This window comes from Paraburkholderia graminis (assembly GCF_003330785.1).
Classification (GTDB): Bacteria; Pseudomonadota; Gammaproteobacteria; order Burkholderiales; family Burkholderiaceae; genus Paraburkholderia; species Paraburkholderia graminis.
On sequence record NZ_CP024935.1, the window covers coordinates 1,450,704 to 1,468,457 of the forward strand.

General features: G+C 64.2%; 19 protein-coding genes. 12 read left to right on the plus strand and 7 right to left on the minus strand.

Going from position 1 to position 17,754, the window contains the following annotated elements; genetic code table 11:
* Positions 1 to 15 precede the first annotated feature (15 nt).
* Positions 16 to 372 (minus strand): hypothetical protein, encoded by a 357-nt coding sequence (locus CUJ91_RS24640; protein ID WP_244231081.1) that lies wholly within the window; start codon positions 370 to 372, stop codon positions 16 to 18.
* 88 nt (positions 373 to 460) lie between these two features.
* A complete protein-coding gene (locus CUJ91_RS24645) occupies positions 461 to 1,444 on the minus strand; it encodes a LysR family transcriptional regulator (RefSeq protein ID WP_029968967.1) in 984 nt (327 codons plus the stop codon).
* Positions 1,445 to 1,547: 103 nt separating this feature from the next.
* Between CUJ91_RS24645 and CUJ91_RS24650 the strand changes: the two genes are divergently transcribed.
* Positions 1,548 to 2,294 (plus strand): SDR family oxidoreductase, encoded by a 747-nt coding sequence (locus CUJ91_RS24650; RefSeq protein WP_107707884.1) that lies wholly within the window; start codon positions 1,548 to 1,550, stop codon positions 2,292 to 2,294.
* Positions 2,295 to 2,360: 66 nt separating this feature from the next.
* Here CUJ91_RS24650 and CUJ91_RS24655 read toward each other — a convergent pair whose 3' ends face one another.
* On the minus strand, positions 2,361 to 3,314 hold the full coding sequence (locus CUJ91_RS24655) for a LysR substrate-binding domain-containing protein (protein WP_107707885.1): 954 nt from the start codon (positions 3,312 to 3,314) through the stop codon (positions 2,361 to 2,363).
* Between the two features lie 158 nt (positions 3,315 to 3,472).
* Here CUJ91_RS24655 and CUJ91_RS24660 point away from each other — a divergent pair, with 158 nt between their 5' ends.
* From CUJ91_RS24660 to CUJ91_RS24700, 9 genes are all read left to right on the plus strand, one after another.
* Positions 3,473 to 4,531 carry an ABC transporter substrate-binding protein gene (locus CUJ91_RS24660; RefSeq protein ID WP_029968964.1) on the plus strand — a complete coding sequence of 353 codons (1,059 nt, stop codon included), beginning with the start codon at positions 3,473 to 3,475 and terminating at the stop codon, positions 4,529 to 4,531.
* A 60-nt stretch (positions 4,532 to 4,591) separates the two neighbouring features.
* Positions 4,592 to 5,671: an ABC transporter ATP-binding protein gene (locus CUJ91_RS24665; RefSeq protein ID WP_114157395.1), complete on the plus strand. Its 1,080-nt coding sequence runs from the start codon at positions 4,592 to 4,594 to the stop codon at positions 5,669 to 5,671.
* Positions 5,658 to 6,530: an ABC transporter permease gene (locus tag CUJ91_RS24670; RefSeq protein WP_006050365.1), complete on the plus strand. Its 873-nt coding sequence runs from the start codon at positions 5,658 to 5,660 to the stop codon at positions 6,528 to 6,530. The genes CUJ91_RS24665 and CUJ91_RS24670 overlap by 14 nt, the downstream gene beginning before the upstream one ends.
* Positions 6,531 to 6,546: 16 nt before the next feature.
* A complete protein-coding gene (locus CUJ91_RS24675; RefSeq protein WP_114157396.1) occupies positions 6,547 to 7,344 on the plus strand; it encodes an ABC transporter permease in 798 nt (265 codons plus the stop codon).
* Positions 7,341 to 8,492: an NAD(P)/FAD-dependent oxidoreductase gene (locus CUJ91_RS24680; RefSeq protein ID WP_006050367.1), complete on the plus strand. Its 1,152-nt coding sequence runs from the start codon at positions 7,341 to 7,343 to the stop codon at positions 8,490 to 8,492. The genes CUJ91_RS24675 and CUJ91_RS24680 overlap by 4 nt, the downstream gene beginning before the upstream one ends.
* Positions 8,493 to 8,499: 7 nt before the next feature.
* The gene (locus tag CUJ91_RS24685) at positions 8,500 to 8,883 is read left to right on the plus strand and encodes a (2Fe-2S)-binding protein (protein ID WP_006050368.1); all 384 of its coding nucleotides are present in this window, start codon (positions 8,500 to 8,502) and stop codon (positions 8,881 to 8,883) included.
* Positions 8,873 to 10,303, plus strand: coding sequence for an FAD/NAD(P)-dependent oxidoreductase (locus CUJ91_RS24690; protein WP_006050369.1), 1,431 nt, complete (start codon positions 8,873 to 8,875; stop codon positions 10,301 to 10,303). Before CUJ91_RS24685 ends, CUJ91_RS24690 begins: the two co-directional genes overlap by 11 nt.
* The gene (locus tag CUJ91_RS24695; protein WP_114157397.1) at positions 10,296 to 11,468 is read left to right on the plus strand and encodes an NAD(P)/FAD-dependent oxidoreductase; all 1,173 of its coding nucleotides are present in this window, start codon (positions 10,296 to 10,298) and stop codon (positions 11,466 to 11,468) included. Before CUJ91_RS24690 ends, CUJ91_RS24695 begins: the two co-directional genes overlap by 8 nt.
* Before the next feature lie 81 nt (positions 11,469 to 11,549).
* A complete protein-coding gene (locus tag CUJ91_RS24700; protein ID WP_006050371.1) occupies positions 11,550 to 11,903 on the plus strand; it encodes a RidA family protein in 354 nt (117 codons plus the stop codon).
* Positions 11,904 to 12,035: 132 nt separating this feature from the next.
* Here CUJ91_RS24700 and CUJ91_RS24705 read toward each other — a convergent pair whose 3' ends face one another.
* Positions 12,036 to 12,635, minus strand: a complete 600-nt coding sequence (locus CUJ91_RS24705; protein ID WP_114157398.1) for an NADPH-dependent F420 reductase — start codon at positions 12,633 to 12,635, stop codon at positions 12,036 to 12,038.
* 102 nt (positions 12,636 to 12,737) lie between these two features.
* Positions 12,738 to 13,472 carry an SDR family NAD(P)-dependent oxidoreductase gene (locus CUJ91_RS24710; RefSeq protein WP_006050373.1) on the minus strand — a complete coding sequence of 245 codons (735 nt, stop codon included), beginning with the start codon at positions 13,470 to 13,472 and terminating at the stop codon, positions 12,738 to 12,740.
* A 128-nt stretch (positions 13,473 to 13,600) separates the two neighbouring features.
* Between CUJ91_RS24710 and CUJ91_RS24715 the strand changes: the two genes are divergently transcribed.
* Both CUJ91_RS24715 and CUJ91_RS24720 read left to right on the plus strand, forming a co-directional pair.
* Positions 13,601 to 14,176, plus strand: coding sequence for a TetR/AcrR family transcriptional regulator (locus CUJ91_RS24715; RefSeq protein WP_053860541.1), 576 nt, complete (start codon positions 13,601 to 13,603; stop codon positions 14,174 to 14,176).
* A 151-nt stretch (positions 14,177 to 14,327) separates the two neighbouring features.
* A complete protein-coding gene (locus CUJ91_RS24720; RefSeq protein ID WP_053860540.1) occupies positions 14,328 to 15,383 on the plus strand; it encodes an LLM class flavin-dependent oxidoreductase in 1,056 nt (351 codons plus the stop codon).
* 79 nt (positions 15,384 to 15,462) lie between these two features.
* Here CUJ91_RS24720 and CUJ91_RS24725 read toward each other — a convergent pair whose 3' ends face one another.
* Together CUJ91_RS24725 and CUJ91_RS24730 are read right to left on the minus strand one after the other, a co-directional pair.
* Complete coding sequence (locus tag CUJ91_RS24725; protein WP_114158051.1) at positions 15,463 to 16,707, minus strand: acyl-CoA dehydrogenase family protein; 1,245 nt, start codon at positions 16,705 to 16,707, stop codon at positions 15,463 to 15,465.
* 14 nt (positions 16,708 to 16,721) lie between these two features.
* Positions 16,722 to 17,726 carry an NrtA/SsuA/CpmA family ABC transporter substrate-binding protein gene (locus CUJ91_RS24730; protein WP_006050377.1) on the minus strand — a complete coding sequence of 335 codons (1,005 nt, stop codon included), beginning with the start codon at positions 17,724 to 17,726 and terminating at the stop codon, positions 16,722 to 16,724.
* Positions 17,727 to 17,754: the final 28 nt, after the last annotated feature.

Sequence of the window (17,754 nt, forward strand, 5' to 3'; positions counted from 1 at the left end):
TGGGTCACATCTATCTCAGACCGGAGTGAAGACGATCGCGCCATCGTTCTCGACCTGCGTGAAGGTGCGCAGGAAGCGATAAGGTTGCCCGCCAATCAGCAGGTCGTTCCGGCCAGACTGCGTCGCTTCCAGTATCGAGCTCACCGCGGCGTTGCTGATCGAGCCGGAACGGGTCCATTCGTCGGCGGGCACGCTCGCGTCGCCGATGTATAAGGCGCTCGAGTCGGAGCCCCGTCGCACGACGATGAAGCTGACGCCCTTGCTCAGCGCGAGTTCGAGGTATTCGCCAAGCGCCGCGAGCGCCTCAGGGCTCGATGATGGGGTCTCCGACTGATACGTGGTCATAATGCCGCCCGAGGTAGTTCGACTCAATGTCCCATGCTACCAGCAGCAGCGTGACAGATGGAATCAACCGCTTGCGAACCGCGTCGGGCGCGAGAGGATCACACTTGATTTGATGCTATCTCGACGGGCGTCCCACGCGTCCTTTGAGTGATTTTGCCGCAGCACGCGCGTGTCGCTCGACGTCCACGTCCCACGGCGCCGGCGACGGAAAAACTTCTTGCAAGAAAGCGATAAACGCCTTCACCGCAGGATTGCTCCGGCGACTCTCGGGCCATATCGCGTGAAGCTGAAACCGGTCGTAAGCGTACTCGAACAGCACGGGAACCAGTTCGCCACGTTTGACGTACGGGGCCGCGATATAGGTGGCCGAAATGCCGATGCCGGCACCGGCTGCGAGCGCCGTGGCGATGGCATCGCTCAAGTCCATCGTCAGCCCTGACGGCGGCGACAACTCCAATAGCTTGTCTCCCATCCAGAACGGCCAGACGGCTGGCTGCCCCGTCGATTGATAGCGGAAGTTCACACAATCGTGGCTCTGCAGGTCGCTCGGGTGCCGGGGCGTGCCGCGCGCCTTCAAATAATCCGGCGACGCAAACGCGCATATCCGATGCGGCGCGAGCCGGCGTGCGATCAGTCTCGTGTCGCCCGGATCGCCGACGCGAACCGCAACATCGATCCCCTCCTCGATCAGATCGACAATCCGGTCGCTCAGTCGAACGTCGACGTTCACCTTCGGAAAGCGCTTGCGAAATTGCGGCAACGCGGCAGCAAGAATGTGCACGCCAACGGGAAGCGAGGTGGCCACCTTGAGCGTGCCGGCCGGCTCGGCGCGAGCCGCGGCCACAGCCTGCTCGATGTCTTCCGCTTCGCGCAGCAGGCGTTGCGTCCTTTCGAGCAGATCGCGGCCTTCAGGCGTCAGCGTCAACGAGCGCGTTGTCCGGCTGAACAGCTTGAGCCCGAAGTGCTGCTCGAGCCGTTGCACGCTTTTGCTGATCGCGGACGGCGAAACCGCGAGCGAACGTGCGGCAGCCGTATAGCTGCCGAGCGACGCGGCGCGCGCGAACGCCATGAGCCCGGTGAGTCGTTCGATTTGTTCCATGGTGGCACTATTAAAGCGATGTCCGGCCCAATTATCAAGCTGCACGTCGTCAATTAATCTGCTTTCCAACGACGCCAACGGGCGTTCATCCCTGGAGAAGAAAATGACTAACGCAGTGCAGGCAGGCAACGCGGCGCAACTCGCGGACAAGACCGTTCTGGTTTTCGGCGGCACTTCGGGCATCGGGCTCGAGGCCGCGATTCAGGCCAAGCAGGCAGGCGCGCAGGTCATCGTTGTGGGCCGCAACGCGGTTGCCGCCGAACAGGCGGCGAAAGACCACGGTTTCGCGGGATGGCGCGCTGCAGATGTCACCGACGCCGATTCGCTCCAACGCGCCGTGAAGGACATACCTCGCGTCGACCATCTGGTGCTGCTGGCCGGCACATTCGTCGCGGGCAAGGTGCGCGACGCCGAGGTGGCCTATCTGCGTCAGGCGTTCGAGGAGCGTATCTGGGCCGCCGTCCATGTGATCCGCGCATTGGGCGATCGCCTGAGCAAGGACGGCTCGATCACGCTGATCTCCGGCAGCCTCGCGGATCGTCCGAACGCTTATGGGACCGCGGTACTCGGCGCGGCGTCGGCGGCAATGGAGGCGCTCGCTCGCGGTCTTGCCCTCGAGTTGGCGCCGGTTCGCGTCAATGCGCTGTCACCGGGACCGATCGACACACCCATCTTTCACAAGGCGCTGGGCGAGGCCCGCGACGGCTTTGTGGAAGGACTCAAGCAGACTCTGCCGCTGCACCGCTTGGGCACTGCCGCCGAGGCGGGTGCGGGCGTGGTGTTCCTGATGACCAATGGCTTCATGAACGGCGTCACGCTGAATCTGGATGGCGGCGCCCGACTGGTTTGAATCAAGAAAGCCTGCGGAGCGGTGGCTCGCGCGCTATAAGGAACCCGGGAGCATGAGCGCAACGCATCACGCGCCCGCTCGCAACCTCGCCCGCCCGCGCGGCGCGGCATTGCGCGACGGCGGCACGACTTCCGCCAGCAATTCGTCGTGCAAGCCGCGCAACACCTCGACGAACGCCGACGCGAGCCGCTCCCGCGGCCGATGCGGCGGAAACAGCAAATAGGTCTGAAAACGCGTAGCCGGCACAAACGGCCGGATTGCAATATCAGGTCCGGCATAGTCCCGCGCGACGATAGGATGCGCGAGCGTCACGCCCATGCCGTGACGGACCATCTCGCAGCACATCGCGGTGTACTGCGCCTCGATGGCGAGCACGCGCTGCACGCCCGCGCGCAGGAATACCTCGTCCATCAAGGCTCGCGTGCCGTCGCCGTGGCACAGCGATATGAACGACTCGCCCTCCAGGTCCTCCGGCTTGATGCTGCGCTTTGCAGCGAGCCGATGCGCCGCCGGCATCACGCAGACAGCCGCCACGTCCGATAGCTGCTCGACCTCGCAGTCCGACGCCTCGCTCACATAGACCGCCACGCCGAGATCGCAGAACTGCGATGCCGTCCAATGATTGACCGTCGCCGACGTATTGACGTGCAGCGACACCGTCACATCGGGAAACAGCTCGACGAAACGTTTGATCGCATGCGGCACGAGCGTCATGCCCGCCGACGGCATCGCCGCGATCCGCAAGCGCCCGCTGCCGAGATTGCGAATCTGCGCGGCCGCATTCGCCAATCCCTGCAAGCCCACGAAAGCGCGTTCGACCTCGCGGAAAAAAGCCTCGCCCTCGCTAGTGGGAATCAGGCGCACGCCGCTGCGCTGAAATAGCTGCAGGCCCGTATCGCGCTCCAGTTGCGCAATCAGACGGCTCACGTTCGGTTGCGACGTGAAGAGCGCCTTGGCTGCGGCGGTCATCGACCCCGACACCATCACCGCGCGAAACGCCTCGATGTGCTTGAGATTCATGCGTATTTTCCCTAGGAGACGGTCTGCCTATCCATATCATCCATGTATGGATAGGTATTTTATTCGTATTGGACGACATAGCCAGCCGGCGCGACACTGCATTTCAGCGACGGGCAGCGAAGCCCGCCCCACACATACCGGAACTGGAGATCGTCGTCATGAAAAGAGCGTTGCATCGCCGTCTGTCCGCCCCCGCCCTTGCGGCCGTTTCGCTCGCCGTCAGCCTCGCCGCGCCGCTCATCGCGCAGGCCGAGACCACGCTGTATGTCGCCAACGTCGGCGGGTCGAACGAACAGCTCTATCGGCAGAAAATCATTCCGCCGTTCGAGAAGGCGCACAACGTGAAGATCGTGTACGTCGCGGGCAATTCCAGCGACACGCTCGCGAAGCTCCAGGCGCAGAAGGGTCATCAGCAGATCAACGTCGCGGTGATGGACGACGGCCCGATGTACCAGGCGATGCAGCTCAACCTGTGCGCGAAGCTCGACGACGCGCCCGTGATGAAGGACGTCTACCCGCTCGCGAAGCTGGGGCCGTCGGCGATCGGCGTCGGCATGGTGGCGACGGGCATCGGCTATAACGAGGAAGCCTTCAAGAAAGCCGGCTTGCCGCCGCCCGACTCGTGGAAGTCGCTTACCGACAGCCACATCAAGGGCAAGCTCGGCGTGCCGCCGATCACCAACACGTACGGCCTGCACACGCTCGTGATGCTCGCGCGCCTCTCGGGCGGCGGCGAGAAAAATATCGACCCCGGCTTCACCGCGATGACGAAGCAGGTCGCGCCCAACGTGCTGTCCTGGGCGCCGACGCCTGGCGAGATGGACGGCCAGATGCAATCCGGCGACGTGATCCTCGCGCCGTACGGCAGCGGCCGCGCGGTCGCGTTGCAGAACACCGGCTTTCCGCTGAAATTCATCTACCCGAAAGAAGGCGCGGTCGCGTTGCAGGTGGCCGCGTGCGTGGTCGCTGAAAACGCGCAGCCGCAGTTGTCGCAGCAATTCGTGCAGTACCTGTTGACGCCGGAAGTGCAGGTGTTGCAGGCGCAAGGCATCGGACTCGGTCCGGTCAACAAGACCGTGAAGCTGACGCCCGAGATTGCTGCACGCGTGCCCTACGGTCCCGATCAGATCTCGAAGCTGACCGCGATGGACTGGACCACGATCAACCAGCATCGCACGGAATGGACGGAGCGCTGGAACCGTTCGGTCGAGCGCTGAACATCTTCGGCACTGGCAGATTCCTCGCGCGGCGCGCGATCTGATGAAGGAGCGAGGCGCATGGCCTTTCTGACTCTGCAAGGCATTTCGAAACGCTACGGCGATTTCACGGCGATCGAGCACATCGATCTGGACGTCGAACGCGGCGAGCTGCTTGCGCTGCTCGGCCCGTCCGGCTGCGGCAAGACGACGACGCTGCAGATGGTCGCGGGTTTCGTCTCGCCGACCACCGGCCGCATTCTGCTCGATGGCCGCGACATCACGAACGAGCGCCCCGAGAAGCGCGGCATCGGCGTAGTGTTTCAAAGCTATGCGCTGTTTCCGCACATGACGGTGGCGGGCAACGTCGGCTTCGGGCTCGAGATGCGCAAGGTCAGGCGCAAGGAGCGCGAAGAGCGCGTTGCGGAAGCGCTGTCTCTCGTGCGGCTGAAAGGCCTCGGGCATCGCTATCCGAAGGAGCTGTCGGGCGGCCAGCGTCAGCGCGTCGCCATTGCGCGCGCCATCGCAATGGAACCCGAACTGCTGCTGCTCGACGAGCCGATGTCGAACCTCGACGCCAAGCTGCGCGAGGAGATGCACATCGAACTGCGCGCGATCCAGAAGCGTCTCGGCATCACGACGATTCTCGTCACGCACGATCAGGTCGAGGCGATGACGATGAGCGATCGCATCGCGATGATGCATCGCGGCGTGATCGCGCAATTGAGCACGCCGTACGACGCTTATGAGCGCCCCGCTACGCCGTTCACATCGACGTTTCTCGGCCGCACCAACGCATTGGCCGGCGAAGTGTTGCGGCGCAATCCGCGTTGCGCCGAAGTGGATGTCGCGGGCACGACGCTGCATGTTCCGCACGAAGGCCGACACGTCGACGGCGCCGTGCATGTCTATATCCGCCCCGAAAAAGTCCATCTCGCCAACGGCGATGCGCGCGTGCGCGGCCGTATCGCGACGCGCGTTTTCGTCGGCAATCAATGGCTGCTCGAAGTCGAGACGGAGCTCGGCAAGCTGCGCGTCGCGCAACCGAATCACGGCGCGCCGCCGCCCGACGAAGGCGACGAAGTCGGCCTCGCATGGACCGACGACGACCTGCGCGTACTGACGCAAGACCGGCCGGAGGGCGCTCATGGCCACGCTTGACGACGACCGCCCAGGCGCCGCGCCGTGGCTGCTGTCGGGGCCGGCGCTGCTGCTCTTCATCGGTCTCTTACTGGTGCCGCTGCTGCTCACGCTGATGTTGTCGTTCCGCGTATTCAGCGACACGGCCGGCGTCACCTCCGCCTATACGCTCACGAATTACTGGGAGGTCGTCAGCGATCCGTACTACGGCACGATCTTCCTGCGCACCGCCGGTCTCGCCTTCGCCGTCACGCTTCTTTCGATCGTGCTCGGCGTGCCGGAAACCATCGTGCTCGCGCGGATGAAGCGTCCGTGGCAATCGCTGTGTCTGCTCGTCGTGCTCGGGCCTCTGCTTATTTCGGTGGTCGTGCGCACGCTCGGCTGGCAGATTCTGCTTGGCAACAACGGTGTGCTCAACAACGCGTTGCAGTCGCTGCATATCACCGACGAACCCGTCCGCCTCGTCTTCACGATGACCGGCATGATCATCGCGCTCACGCATGTGCTGGTGCCGTTCATGGTGATGTCCGTGTGGGCGACGATGCAAAAGCTCGACCCGCAAATCGAATGGGCCGGACGTTCGCTCGGCGGCTCGCCGTTCGCGGTGTTTCGCCGCGTGGTGCTGCCGCAGATCATGCCGGGCGTGCTGTCGGGTTCGATCATCGTGTTCGCGCTGTCGGCGTCGGCGTTCGCCACGCCCGCGCTGATCGGCGGGCGGCGCCTCAAAGTGGTCGCGACCGCCGCCTACGACGAGTTCCTCGGCACGCTGAACTGGCCGCTCGGCGCAAGCATCGCCGTGTTGCTGCTGATCGCCAACGTGGCGATCGTGATGGGCTGCAGCCGCCTCGCCGAACGCCGCTTCCGGCATATCTTCGACTGAGCGAAGGAGAGCGATCATGAAACAGAACGGCATTCTCGGGCTCGTCTATAACGCGTTCTTCCTCACCTTCGTTCTCGCGCCGCTCGTCGTCGTGATGCTCGTGGCGTTCACCGACAAGGGCTTTATTTCGATGCCCTTCGATGGCGCGTCGCTGCGCTGGTTCCGCGCGATCATCGAGAACGGCGACATCGTCTCGGCGTTCTGGCTGTCGGTGCGGCTCGCGTTTGCCGCGGCGACCATCGGCGTGCTGCTCGCGGTGCCCGCGGCGCTCGCCATCGCGCGTTATCGCTTTCCGGGCCGCGCCGCGCTGACCAGCTTCTTCCTTTCGCCGATGATGATTCCGGCCGTCGTACTCGGCATCGCGTTCCTGCGTTTTCTGTCGCTGCTGCATCTGTCGGGCTCGTTCTGGTCTCTCGTTTGTGCGCACGTGGTCATCGTGCTGCCGTATGCGCTGCGTCTCGCGCTGTCGTCGGCGGTCGGGCTCGATCGCGATGCGCAACGCGCCGCGCTGTCGTGTGGCGCGAGCCGCTTCACCGCGTTTCGCCGCGTCGTGCTGCCGATGATCCGCACGGGCGTCGCGGGCGGCTGGGTGCTCTCGTTCATCCAAAGCTTCGACGAACTGACGATGACCATCTTCGTCGCGACGCCCGGCACGACCACGCTGCCCGTCGCCATGTACAACCAGATCGCGCAGACGATCGATCCGCTCGTCGCTTCGGTGTCGGCGGTGCTGATTGTCGGCACGGTCCTGCTGATGGTCCTGCTTGACCGCATGGTCGGACTCGACCGCATTCTGATCGGAGAAGCTCGATGACATTGACAAGCACCGCCGCGAGTGCCGATAAGCTCGCGGACGTGGTAGTCGTAGGCGGCGGCCTCGTCGGTTCGGCCGTCGCTTACGGGCTCGCCCGCGAAGGCGCGCGCGTCACCGTGCTCGACGAGGACGACGGCGGCTTTCGCGCCTCGCGCGGCAATTTCGGCCTCGTCTGGATTCAGGGCAAGGGCTACGGCCTGTCGCCCTACGCACGCTGGTCGCGAAGCTCAGCGACGCGCTGGCCGCAACTCGCGCAAGCGCTGCAACAGGAGAGCGGCATCGACGTCGCGTTGAAGCAGCCAGGCGGCTTCCACTTCTGCTTTAACGACGACGAACTCGCCGAGCGCGAAAAACGTCTGTCGACGCTGCGAGCCGAACTGGGCGATTACCCGTATCAGATGCTCGATGCCGCCGAAGTTCGCGCGCGCATTCCGCAAGTCGGGCCCGCGGTGATCGGCGCGAGCTACACGCCGATGGACGGCCACGTGAACCCGCTCAAGCTGCTGCGCGCGCTGCACACGGCGATGCAGGCACGCGGCGTGAAGCTCGTCTCGGGCGAGCGCGCGGCGCGCATCGAAGCTCAAGGACACGGCTTTGTCGTGCATGGAAAACGCGGCACGTATCGCGCTGCAAAGGTCGTGCTCGCCGCAGGACTCGGCAATCGCACGCTCGCGCCGTTCGTGGGACTTCATGCACCGGTTGCGCCGAATCGCGGGCAAGTGCTGGTGAGCGAGCGGGTCGCGCCCTTCCTCCACTATCCGACGCTCAACGTGCGCCAGACCGACGAAGGCAGCGTGCAGTTCGGCGATTCGATGGAAGAAGTCGGCTTCGACGATTTCACCACCACGCATGTGCTCGCCGACATTGCCCGGCGCGGCGTGCGCGCTTTTCCGATGCTGCAACACGTGCGGCTCGTGCGCATGTGGGCCGCGCTGCGCGTCTATAGCCCTGACGGCTTTCCGATCTACGACCAGTCCGAAGCGCATCCGGGCGCGTTCGTCGTTACGTGCCATAGCGGCGTGACGCTCGCGGCCGCGCATGCGCTGCGCGTCGCGCCGTGGATCATGGGCGCGGCCATGCCCGACGAGTTGCCCACCTTCTCCGCGCAACGCTTCGAGCACGCGAGAGAACTGATTTCCGCACACTGAATCCGACATGACTACTCAATCGACTCACACACCGGCTCACACGCTCTTCAAGGTGCTGCCCGGCGCTGAAGGCGCGGCCGTCACCAACGTCGCCATCTGGTTCAACGATCAGCCGCTTACCGTGCCCGGTGGTCGTTCAGTGGCCGCGGCCCTGCTCGCGGCAGGCGTATCGCGTTTTCGCGCGACGCCGGTTTCCGGCGCACCGCGCGCGCCGTTCTGCATGATGGGCGCGTGCTTCGATTGTCTTGTCGAGATCGACGGCGTGCCGAGCCGCCAGGCCTGCATGGTCGAAGTCAAGGCGGGCATGCGTATCCGCTCGCAGGAAGGCGCGCGCGATCTGCCGCCCGTGAGCTTCGCCGACGCACCGATGGAGAACGCACATGGCCGCTGATTTCGCTTCCGAGTTCGCTTCCGAGTTCGCTTCCGAAGCCGTCGACGTCGTCGTGGTCGGCGCCGGTCCTGCCGGCATGAGCGCGGCCACGCGCGCGGCGCGCGCCGGGCTCAAGACTGTGTTGATCGACGAGCAGGACGCCGTAGGCGGCCAGATTTATCGCGCGATCGGCCGCGCCGATGCGCGCCGCAAGGAGATTCTCGGCCCCGACTACGCAGCGGGCGCGGCGCTTGCCGAGGCCTTCGCCGCCTCCGGCGCGCGTCATCTGACCAATGCGACCGTGTGGCAGGTCACGCGCGAGCGCGGCGTCAATTATCTGAAGGACGGCAAGATCGGCAGCTTCGACGCGCAGCGCGTGATTCTCGCGAGCGGCGCATTGGAACGGCCCTTCCCGATTCCCGGCTGGACGCTGCCCGGCGTGCTGACGGCGGGCGCGGCGCAGATTCTGTTGAAGAGCGCGGGCGAAGTGCCTGCCGCGCCGCCGGTGTTGGCCGGCTGCGGACCGCTGCTGTATCTGCTCGGCTGGCAGTATGTGCGTGCGGGCGTGCCGATCCGCGCGCTCGTCGATACCACGCGTCATGAAGACCGTTGGCGCGCGAAACGTCACATGTTCGCCGCGCTGCGCGCATGGCCGTTTCTCAGCAAGGGCCTGCAATTGATTCGCACGTTGCGCGACGCGGGCGTGCCGATCTTCGAGGCAGCGGACGATCTGCGCGTCGAGGGGCGCATCGGTGAAGATAACGTGGAGCGTGCCGCCGCGCTGCACTTCACGAGCCACGGTAAAGCGCATCGTATCGAAGCCGATGTGATCCTGCTGCATCAGGGCGTGGTGCCGAACACGCAGTTCACGCAGGCGCTGCGCGCGGCGCATCGCTGGGACAACGCTCAACTGTGCTTCACGCCGAAGGTCGACGCATGGGGCGAGCTGGACGTGCCGGGCATCTTCATCGCGGGCGATGGCGCGGGCATCGGCGGCGCGCAGGCGGCCGCATTGCAGGGCACGCTCGCGGGCCTCGCGGTGGCCGCGCAACTCGGCGCGCTAACTGCCGCCACGCGCGACGCCGAAGCCGTCGAACATCGCCGCGCGCTTGCCGGTGTGATGCGCATTCGGCCGTTTCTCGACAGCCTGTACCGTCCGCGCGACATCAACCGCATTCCGCGCGACGAGACCGTCGTGTGCCGCTGCGAGGAAGTGACCGCGGGGGAATTGCGCCAGTTCGTCGAACTCGGCTGCGTCGGACCGAATCAGGCGAAGTCGTTCGGACGCTGCGGCATGGGACCGTGCCAGGGACGCATGTGCGGTCTTACGGTGACCGAAGTAATCGCCGATGCGCGCCGCGTCTCGCCGGCCGAAGTCGGCTATTACCGCATCCGTCCGCCGATCAAGCCGCTCACGCTCGGAGAACTCGCCGGTGAATGACACGACCGTCACGCATGAAGCCGATGTGCTCGTGGTCGGCGGCGGGCTGCACGGCACGAGCAGCGCGTTTCATCTGGCGCGCCGCGGCGCGAAGGTGATCGTGCTGGAAGCCGATTATGTCGCGCGTCATTCTTCGGGGGTCAACGCGGGCGGCGTGCGGACGTTAGGCCGTCCGCTGCCGGAGATTCCGCTTGCGCTGATGTCGCGTGAAATCTGGCACGACATGACCGATCTGCTCGGCGAAGACGGTGGGTTTGTCGCGTCCGGCCAGTTGAAGATCGCCGAAACCGACGACGAACTTCAGACATGCCGCGAGCGAGTCGCGCTACTCGAATCGCGGGGCTTCACGCATGAAAAAGTCATTGACCGCGAGACCGTGCTCGAACTCGAACCGGCGCTTGCGCGGCATGTGACCGGCGGTATCTGGGTGGAGCGCGACGGCTACGCGTTGCCGTATCGGACCACGACGGCTTTCCGGCTCGCCGCACAGCGCCTTGGCGCGCGTTTTCTCGAAGGCACCGCCGTGCGCCGCATCGAACAACGCGGCACGCGCTGGCTCGCGCACACGCCGCGCGGCACGTTCAGAGCGGAGAAACTGCTCGTCACCGCAGGCGCGTGGTCCGGCGAACTGGCGAAGCAGGTGGGCGAGCCCGTGCCCGTGCATCCCGAAGGTCTGATGCTGATGGTCACGCATCGCGTCGCGCCCTTTTGCCGTGCGACGCTCGGCGCAACCGGCAGGCCGCTGTCGTTCAAGCAGTTCGACAACGGGACGGTCGTGATCGGCGGAAAACTGATCGGCATTGCCGATCTGGCGAATCGTCACGGCGAGGTCGATTTCGTGCGGCTCGTGCGCAGTGCCCGGACCGTGACCGACCTCTTTCCGCATCTGCGTGATCTGGGCGTGAACCGCGCATGGGCCGGCGTCGAAGCATTCACCGAAGATGAGCTGCCGGTCATTTCCGCGAGCCGCGAGGCGTCGAATCTGTATTACTCGTTCGGCTATTGCGGCAGCGGTTTTCAGTTGGGACCGGGTTGCGGCAAGCTCGTGTCCGAACTGATGCTCGACGGCACGCCGAGCCTTTCGCTCGACGCGTTCGCGATCGATCGTTTCGAGCGCGACGCGGCGCCCTCTCACGCCGGCGCCGCGCAACTCGCGACGCATTAAGCGGTTCTGTTTTTTGTTCCGTCGTGCGCGCTTCGCGAGCACGCGCGGCGGCTTCGTTCGACCTCAACCTGAGAAATTGTCATGACCGATATTGTTCGTATCGAAACCAATCAACGTATGAGCCGCGTCGTGAAGGCTGCCGGCCTCGTGTTTATCGGCGGCCAGACTTCCGCCGATCATGCGCCCGACGTGAAGATTCAGACCGCCAAAGTGCTGGAGAAAATCGACGGCTTCCTGGAGAAGGCCGGCATCGACAAGACGCGGCTCGTTTCCGCGCAAGTCTGGCTCGCGGATATTTCGCGCGACTTCGCCGGCATGAACGAGGTCTGGGACGCGTGGGTTCCGCAAGGCTGCGCGCCGACCCGTGCGACGGTGCAGGCCAAACTTGCCGCGCCGGAGCTGCTGGTCGAAATTGCTGTTGTCGCGCTTGGCTGAGGCAACGCGGTAGGGGAAACGTGGGAGCGGCTGTGGTGTCGGGCAAGCGCTGAGATAGGAGCTGTGCGGATCACGGCCACGCGTTTAGCAATGCAATGCGCGTGGCCGCTGCGACTTTCCCGCGACGCGCCGCTATTTGAACTTGACGAGATCCTTGAAGATCAGTTCAGCCCACGTATTGCCCTTGGCCTGGACGAGCGAGCCGCCATTCTTGAGCGGTCCGAGCGCGATCGGCGCGAAGCCGAGTTGTTCGGCCAGAGCCGCGACGGGCGCCACCGCCTTGTCGTCATCGCTCGACAGAAACACGACGCGGCTGCCGCCGTTCACGTTCGGATCAGACGCAAGAACCCCAGCGGGCAGATGGTTAAAGCCCTTTACGAACCGGGCGCCGGTGAACGCTTTGGCGATAACCGCGGACGACGGCTGACCGTCCAGTTCCTCAACGGGAACACCGAAAGCATTGGTCGCGTCGATGATCGTCTTGCCCTGCCAGTTCGGGATCAGCTTCGCGACTTCGCGATGTTCCCAGAACGGAATGGCCAGGAAGATGATGTCGGACGCGATGGCGTCTTGCAGCGTCTTCGGGACAACGGTGGGGCCGATCGCTCTTGCCTGCTGCGTCAGGCTCTCGGGCGAGCGCCGGCTGGCGACGGTCACTTCGATGTTCTTTCTTGCAAACGCTCGGGCGAGCGCCTGGCCTACCGCGCCAAAGCCAATAATCGAATAGCTCATGCGAATACTCCATTCAATATGATAAGGAATCCGGATTTATGGAAGTACTTGGACCACCTTCATCAAGTCGATAGCTACTTCTACACGCTTATCGGCGCGATCTCAGATAGCCGACGTGCCGCCGTCGACATACAACTCCACGCCATTCACGAAGCTCGAATCGTCTGAAGCGAGAAACAGCGCAACCGTCGCGATTTCCTCGGGACGACCCATCTTCCCGCGCGGCACCAGCGATTCGAACTGCCGCTTCGTCTCTTCGTCGAAGACTTGTTCCTGAATCGGCGTGGCGATCTGCCCCGGGCTCAGCACGTTCACGCGGATATTCCTGCCCTTCAGTTCGTTGAGCCAGCCGCGTGCGAACGCGAGCAGCGCCGCCTTGCTCGCCGCATACACGCTGAAACCAGGGAAACCTTTGATCGACGCAATCGATCCGGTCATGAAGATCGATCCGCCATCGTTGAAGAGCGGCAACGCCTTTTGAACCGTGAACAGCGTGCCGCGCGCATTCAGGTCGAAGGCCGCATCGAAGTGCTGCTCGGTAATCTGACCCAGCGGCAGCGCTTCGCCCGTGCCGGCGCTTGCGTACAGGATGTCGATCTTGCCCTTCTCCCGCTTGACTGTATCGAACAGGCGGTCGAGGTCGTCGAGATTGGCCGCGTCGCCGCGCACGCCGGTCACGTTGCGGCCAATCTGCTTGACGGCCTCGTCGAGCGCCTCCTGCCTGCGGCCCGTGATGAACACATACGCGCCTTCTTCAACGAACCGCTTCGCGCTCGCCAGCGCCATGCCGCTCGATCCGCCCGTGATGACTGCAACCTTACCGTCTAGCTTTCCCATGACTTCTCCTTTCGTGGTGTCGGGCAGCGCCGCTATTCCCATTTGAACAAAAGCGCTGTATCTTATGGATCACTGATCCACATCCTGAGTCAAATATATGGATCACTGATCCACTTGTCAAGAAAATCATGCGAGCCGACGCCAGAAAGAACTACAGCCATCTACTTGAAGTCGCGCGCGACGTCATCAGCGAACATGGTGCCGATGCGTCCATGCGAGATATCGCGCGCCGCGCCGACGTCGGGCTGGCAACCGTGCTGCGCCATTTCCCGACGCGAGAAGCGTTGTTCGAGGCGTTGCTGCGCGAGCATCTGGACGCGCTGACGCAAAAGGCGGCCGAACTCGAAGCGTCGAGTCCACCTGACGAAGCGCTCGTGTCCTGGTTTCGCGAAGGCGTCGCATTCGTCCATAGCTATAACGGCGTTGTCGCGTTGATGGCGAGCGCCCACGCGGACCCTGAGTCCGCGCTTTACGCGTCATGCGCAGCGGTGCACTCGGCGGGCGAGCGACTATTGCTCCGCGCTCAGGCCGAAGGAACCGCGCGCGCCGATATGAACGGTGTCGACCTGTTCGCGCTGATGTCGGCACTCGGCTGGGTCGTCGACCAGCCGTCGTTCGCGCCACGCGCCGATTATCTCTTCGACTTTATCGCGGGCGCGATGCTGACGAACCGGTCGAGCAAGGATGTGAAGAAGGGAATGTGAGATTCGTCGCAAGCTTCTTAGAGGTACGTGGATGGGTTGACGCTGCAAATGCCAATACGGCAATTGCATATCGATAGAAATTGGAACGGCGCACGCGTGCGGCCTTTAACATAGGCATCCTTCCTGTTCCGTCCTCGGGGTTACTCGCGCAATGTCCCAACCTCTCCGCTTCGGCGTCTGGGCGCTCGTACATGGCAGCCGTGCGGCGCTGCAGGACCCCGCGGAACCCTACGACGCTTCATGGGCGCGCAACAAGGCGCTCGTGCTGGAAGCCGAGCGCCTCGGCTACGATTCCGTGCTCGTCGCGCAGCACACCATCAATCCGCACGATCCTTCGCTCGATCAGCTCGAGGCGTGGACGGCATCGGCTGCATTGGCGGCACTGACGTCGCGCATCGAGATCATCGCCGCGATCAAGCCGTATCTGTACCATCCGGCCGTGCTCGCGAAGATGGCGCAGCAGATCGAGCACATCAGCGGCGGGCGCTTCGCAATCAATCTCGTGAACGCATGGAATCGCCCCGAGCTTGAGCGCGCCGGCATCGGCTTTGCGGAACACGACGAACGCTACGCGTACGGCCGCGAATGGATCACCGTCGTCGATGCGTTGCTGCGCGGTGAAGCGCTCACGCATCGCGGCGACAACTTCCGTATCGACGACTATCAGTTGCGTCCGGCCGATCCGTTCCGCGCGCGGCCGCGCATCTATGTCGGCGGAGAGTCGGAGCCTGCGCGTTCGCTGGTGGCCGCGCACGGCGATGTGTGGTTCATCAACGGACAGCCGCATGACGACGTGGCGGCTCTTATCGCCGATGTCTCCGCGCGCCCCCGTCCGGCCGGCCACGATGCGTTGCGCTTCGGCCTGTCGGCGTTCGTGATTGCACGCGAGACGCAGTCCGGGGCCGACGCTCATCTCGAGCACCTGTTCGCGCTGGCCGAACTCGACAAGCCGCTACGGGAACGGCAAAAAGCCAACATCGATCCCAACGCGGTGATGCATCAGACGTTCGCGCGCTCGGCGCGCGTCGGATCGAACGGCGGCACGGCTGCGGGCCTTGTCGGCGATTACGATACGGTCGCGCGGCGCATTGCGGAGTTCCATCGCGCGGGCATCGAACTGTTCATGCTGCAGTTCCAGCCTTTCGAAGCCGACATGGCCCGTTTCGCCGAGGAAGTCATGCCGCGCGTTCGCCGCCTGCTGGACTGAACAGAACGCCACCGCCGAAAGTCAAACGCCCGCCCGTCATGTCACATCGTGGCACGCGCGCGGGCGCTTTCATGCACGCCTAGAAAAACGCACCGGTAGGCGGCAACTGACCGGTCAGCAAATTCTGTCCAAGCAAACGCTCCTTATAGAGCCGCGGATTGTGCGAGGCGATGACCTTGATATTGCGCCAGTGCCGGTCGAGCGCGCCGACACGCGAGACGACCGAGCCCGAGCCGAGATCGATCAGCCAGCTTGCGATCTGCGGCGCGAGGTCGTCGATCACGACCTTGGCTTCGGACGCTGCAAAGGTGGCAGCGAGCGTGGCCTCGTACTCGCCGTCCGTGCCGTAAGCGTCCCAGGCGCGCTGCAACGCAGCGACAGCGCGATCGGCGGTTGCTTCGACGCTCGCCGTATACGCACGGATTCGACCGAGTTGCGACTGAAGCACGGGTTCGTCGGCGGGATGCTCGGCTTCGCCGTGATAGAAGTTGCGGCCGCGCGTGCGCAGCACGTCGACGGCGTCCACCGCGACGCGGCGCACAATGCCCGCAATGCAGTTGGTCAGATAGACCTGATGGAACGTGAATCCCCACGGCGCGGCGTGTTCGGACGCCGGCGGGTCGAGCGGATAAAGATGCGTCGCCGGCACGGTGACGTCGCGAAAGCGGGCCGTGCCCGAGCCGGTCAGCCGCTGACCGAAACCTTGCCAGTCGTCGTCGTTGCTGACGCCTGCGCTTCGCTCAAGCACATATTGCACGGTTCGCCCCGCGCGGCTCTCCACCGCGAGGCCGACGAACGCGTCGTTATACAGATTGCCCGTCGCGTACACCTTCTCTCCCGAGCCCACGTACAGGTCGCGCGAAGCATCCCATTCGAGCCGGCTCAACACTTGAGTCGGGCGCGCGCCGGCCGCCTTCACATCGCTTTCGGTAAAGCTCAGACCGACGGTCTTTTTCTGCGCGCTCAATGCGAGGACGTGTGCATGGAACGGATGATCCCGCTTCCTGAGCGCCGTTTCCACTTGCCACAGATGATTGCGGAATGCATGCGCGATGTTCGAATCTGCGGCGGCCACGTCGCGGGCAACGACCAACAATTCGCTGAGCGACACGCCATGCCCTCCTCTATCGGACGGCAGACGCAACGCGCCGAAGCCGATCGCTTTGAGTCGCGCGATCTCGTCGTGCGGCAGACGATGCTCCCGTTCGCGCGCCGCGGCAGTCGCGGCGATGTCGGCAATAATCTCCGCGAAGCCGAGCTTCACGCTCAGCGGCGAAATCCACTGCGTGGGCCTCGCTTCGTTGATGCTGCTGGTGTCAGTCATGCGCTCGCCCGTGTTCAAACTCTAATGCTGTAGTCCGCGACCTTGATGCGCGAGTTGATGATCTTGCGCTCCGCGAGCCAGTCGGCGGCGCGCTGAAACTGCGCGATGAAGGCGGCGTCGTCTGCCTCGTGGAACTGGTTCACGCGCTTGAGGCCGGCGAGATAGTCGCGCACCTGATCCGGATACTTGCCCTCGCGCTGCACGAGCTGCTCCGCTTCGACGGAGTGCGACGACTGCCATGTCCCTTCAACGTAATACGCATCGATGACCGCGCGGATCAGTTCGGAGTTCTCTTCGGTGAACTTGCGGCGCGTGACCAGCGAGCTATAGTCGATCAGGAAATCCAGGTCGCGGCCTTCGTTAAATATGTCCTTCGCGTCGTTCGAGAAACGCGCGATGTCCACGCCCGGCGACCACATCGACCAGGCGTCGACCCGGCCTTGCGCGAAAGCCGGTGCGGCGTCGGGCGGATTCAGATAGACGAACTGCACCTTGTCCCGGTCGATGCGATGTTTCTCCAGCGCGGCGATAAGCAGGAATTCGCCGAGTCCGGAGCGGTTGACGGCGACCTTGCGGCCCGCAAGATCCGCAATCGAGTTGATGCCGCTCGACTTCTTCGCGATGATGGAAGTGGAGCGCGGCGAATAGATATCGAACGCATTGAAGACGATCGGCGAGCCGGCCAGCATTGCGGCGAGCGCGGGCGTCGTCGATCCCCAGAAGCCGAAGTCCGCGCTGCCGCCGACCACGGCCTGAATCGACGGCGCGTGGTTCGGGAACGGCCCGATCCATTCGACCTTGATGCCTTTGGCCGCGAGCGTCTTTTCGAACACGCCGCGCTGTTTGGCGATGTCGGGCAGGCTGCCGTAGCCCCAGCCGATTCGTACGGTGTCCGTATTACGTGTGAGCTTGCGCGGTTCGGCTGCCTGCGCCGGAACGAGGCCGCCCACGGCAGCGCCGGCCAGCAGGCCGCCCGCCGCGCGCAGCAACTGGCGGCGGCTCAGCAATGAATCATTCATCCTTTGAGATCCTTCGGTTTGACGGGAA

Coding starts and splice junctions, on each gene's coding strand:
- CUJ91_RS24725 (WP_114158051.1), bottom strand. CDS start 16,707: ATGACTGACACCAGCAGCATCAACGAAGCGAGGCCCACGCAGTGGATT.
- CUJ91_RS24710 (WP_006050373.1), bottom strand. CDS start 13,472: ATGGGAAAGCTAGACGGTAAGGTTGCAGTCATCACGGGCGGATCGAGC.
- CUJ91_RS24665 (WP_114157395.1), top strand. CDS start 4,592: ATGGCCTTTCTGACTCTGCAAGGCATTTCGAAACGCTACGGCGATTTC.
- CUJ91_RS24700 (WP_006050371.1), top strand. CDS start 11,550: ATGACCGATATTGTTCGTATCGAAACCAATCAACGTATGAGCCGCGTC.
- CUJ91_RS24690 (WP_006050369.1), top strand. CDS start 8,873: ATGGCCGCTGATTTCGCTTCCGAGTTCGCTTCCGAGTTCGCTTCCGAA.
- CUJ91_RS24660 (WP_029968964.1), top strand. CDS start 3,473: ATGAAAAGAGCGTTGCATCGCCGTCTGTCCGCCCCCGCCCTTGCGGCC.
- CUJ91_RS24685 (WP_006050368.1), top strand. CDS start 8,500: ATGACTACTCAATCGACTCACACACCGGCTCACACGCTCTTCAAGGTG.
- CUJ91_RS24650 (WP_107707884.1), top strand. CDS start 1,548: ATGACTAACGCAGTGCAGGCAGGCAACGCGGCGCAACTCGCGGACAAG.
- CUJ91_RS24705 (WP_114157398.1), bottom strand. CDS start 12,635: ATGAGCTATTCGATTATTGGCTTTGGCGCGGTAGGCCAGGCGCTCGCC.
- CUJ91_RS24675 (WP_114157396.1), top strand. CDS start 6,547: ATGAAACAGAACGGCATTCTCGGGCTCGTCTATAACGCGTTCTTCCTC.
- CUJ91_RS24715 (WP_053860541.1), top strand. CDS start 13,601: ATGCGAGCCGACGCCAGAAAGAACTACAGCCATCTACTTGAAGTCGCG.
- CUJ91_RS24655 (WP_107707885.1), bottom strand. CDS start 3,314: ATGAATCTCAAGCACATCGAGGCGTTTCGCGCGGTGATGGTGTCGGGG.
- CUJ91_RS24680 (WP_006050367.1), top strand. CDS start 7,341: ATGACATTGACAAGCACCGCCGCGAGTGCCGATAAGCTCGCGGACGTG.
- CUJ91_RS24670 (WP_006050365.1), top strand. CDS start 5,658: ATGGCCACGCTTGACGACGACCGCCCAGGCGCCGCGCCGTGGCTGCTG.
- CUJ91_RS24645 (WP_029968967.1), bottom strand. CDS start 1,444: ATGGAACAAATCGAACGACTCACCGGGCTCATGGCGTTCGCGCGCGCC.
- CUJ91_RS24720 (WP_053860540.1), top strand. CDS start 14,328: ATGTCCCAACCTCTCCGCTTCGGCGTCTGGGCGCTCGTACATGGCAGC.
- CUJ91_RS24730 (WP_006050377.1), bottom strand. CDS start 17,726: ATGAATGATTCATTGCTGAGCCGCCGCCAGTTGCTGCGCGCGGCGGGC.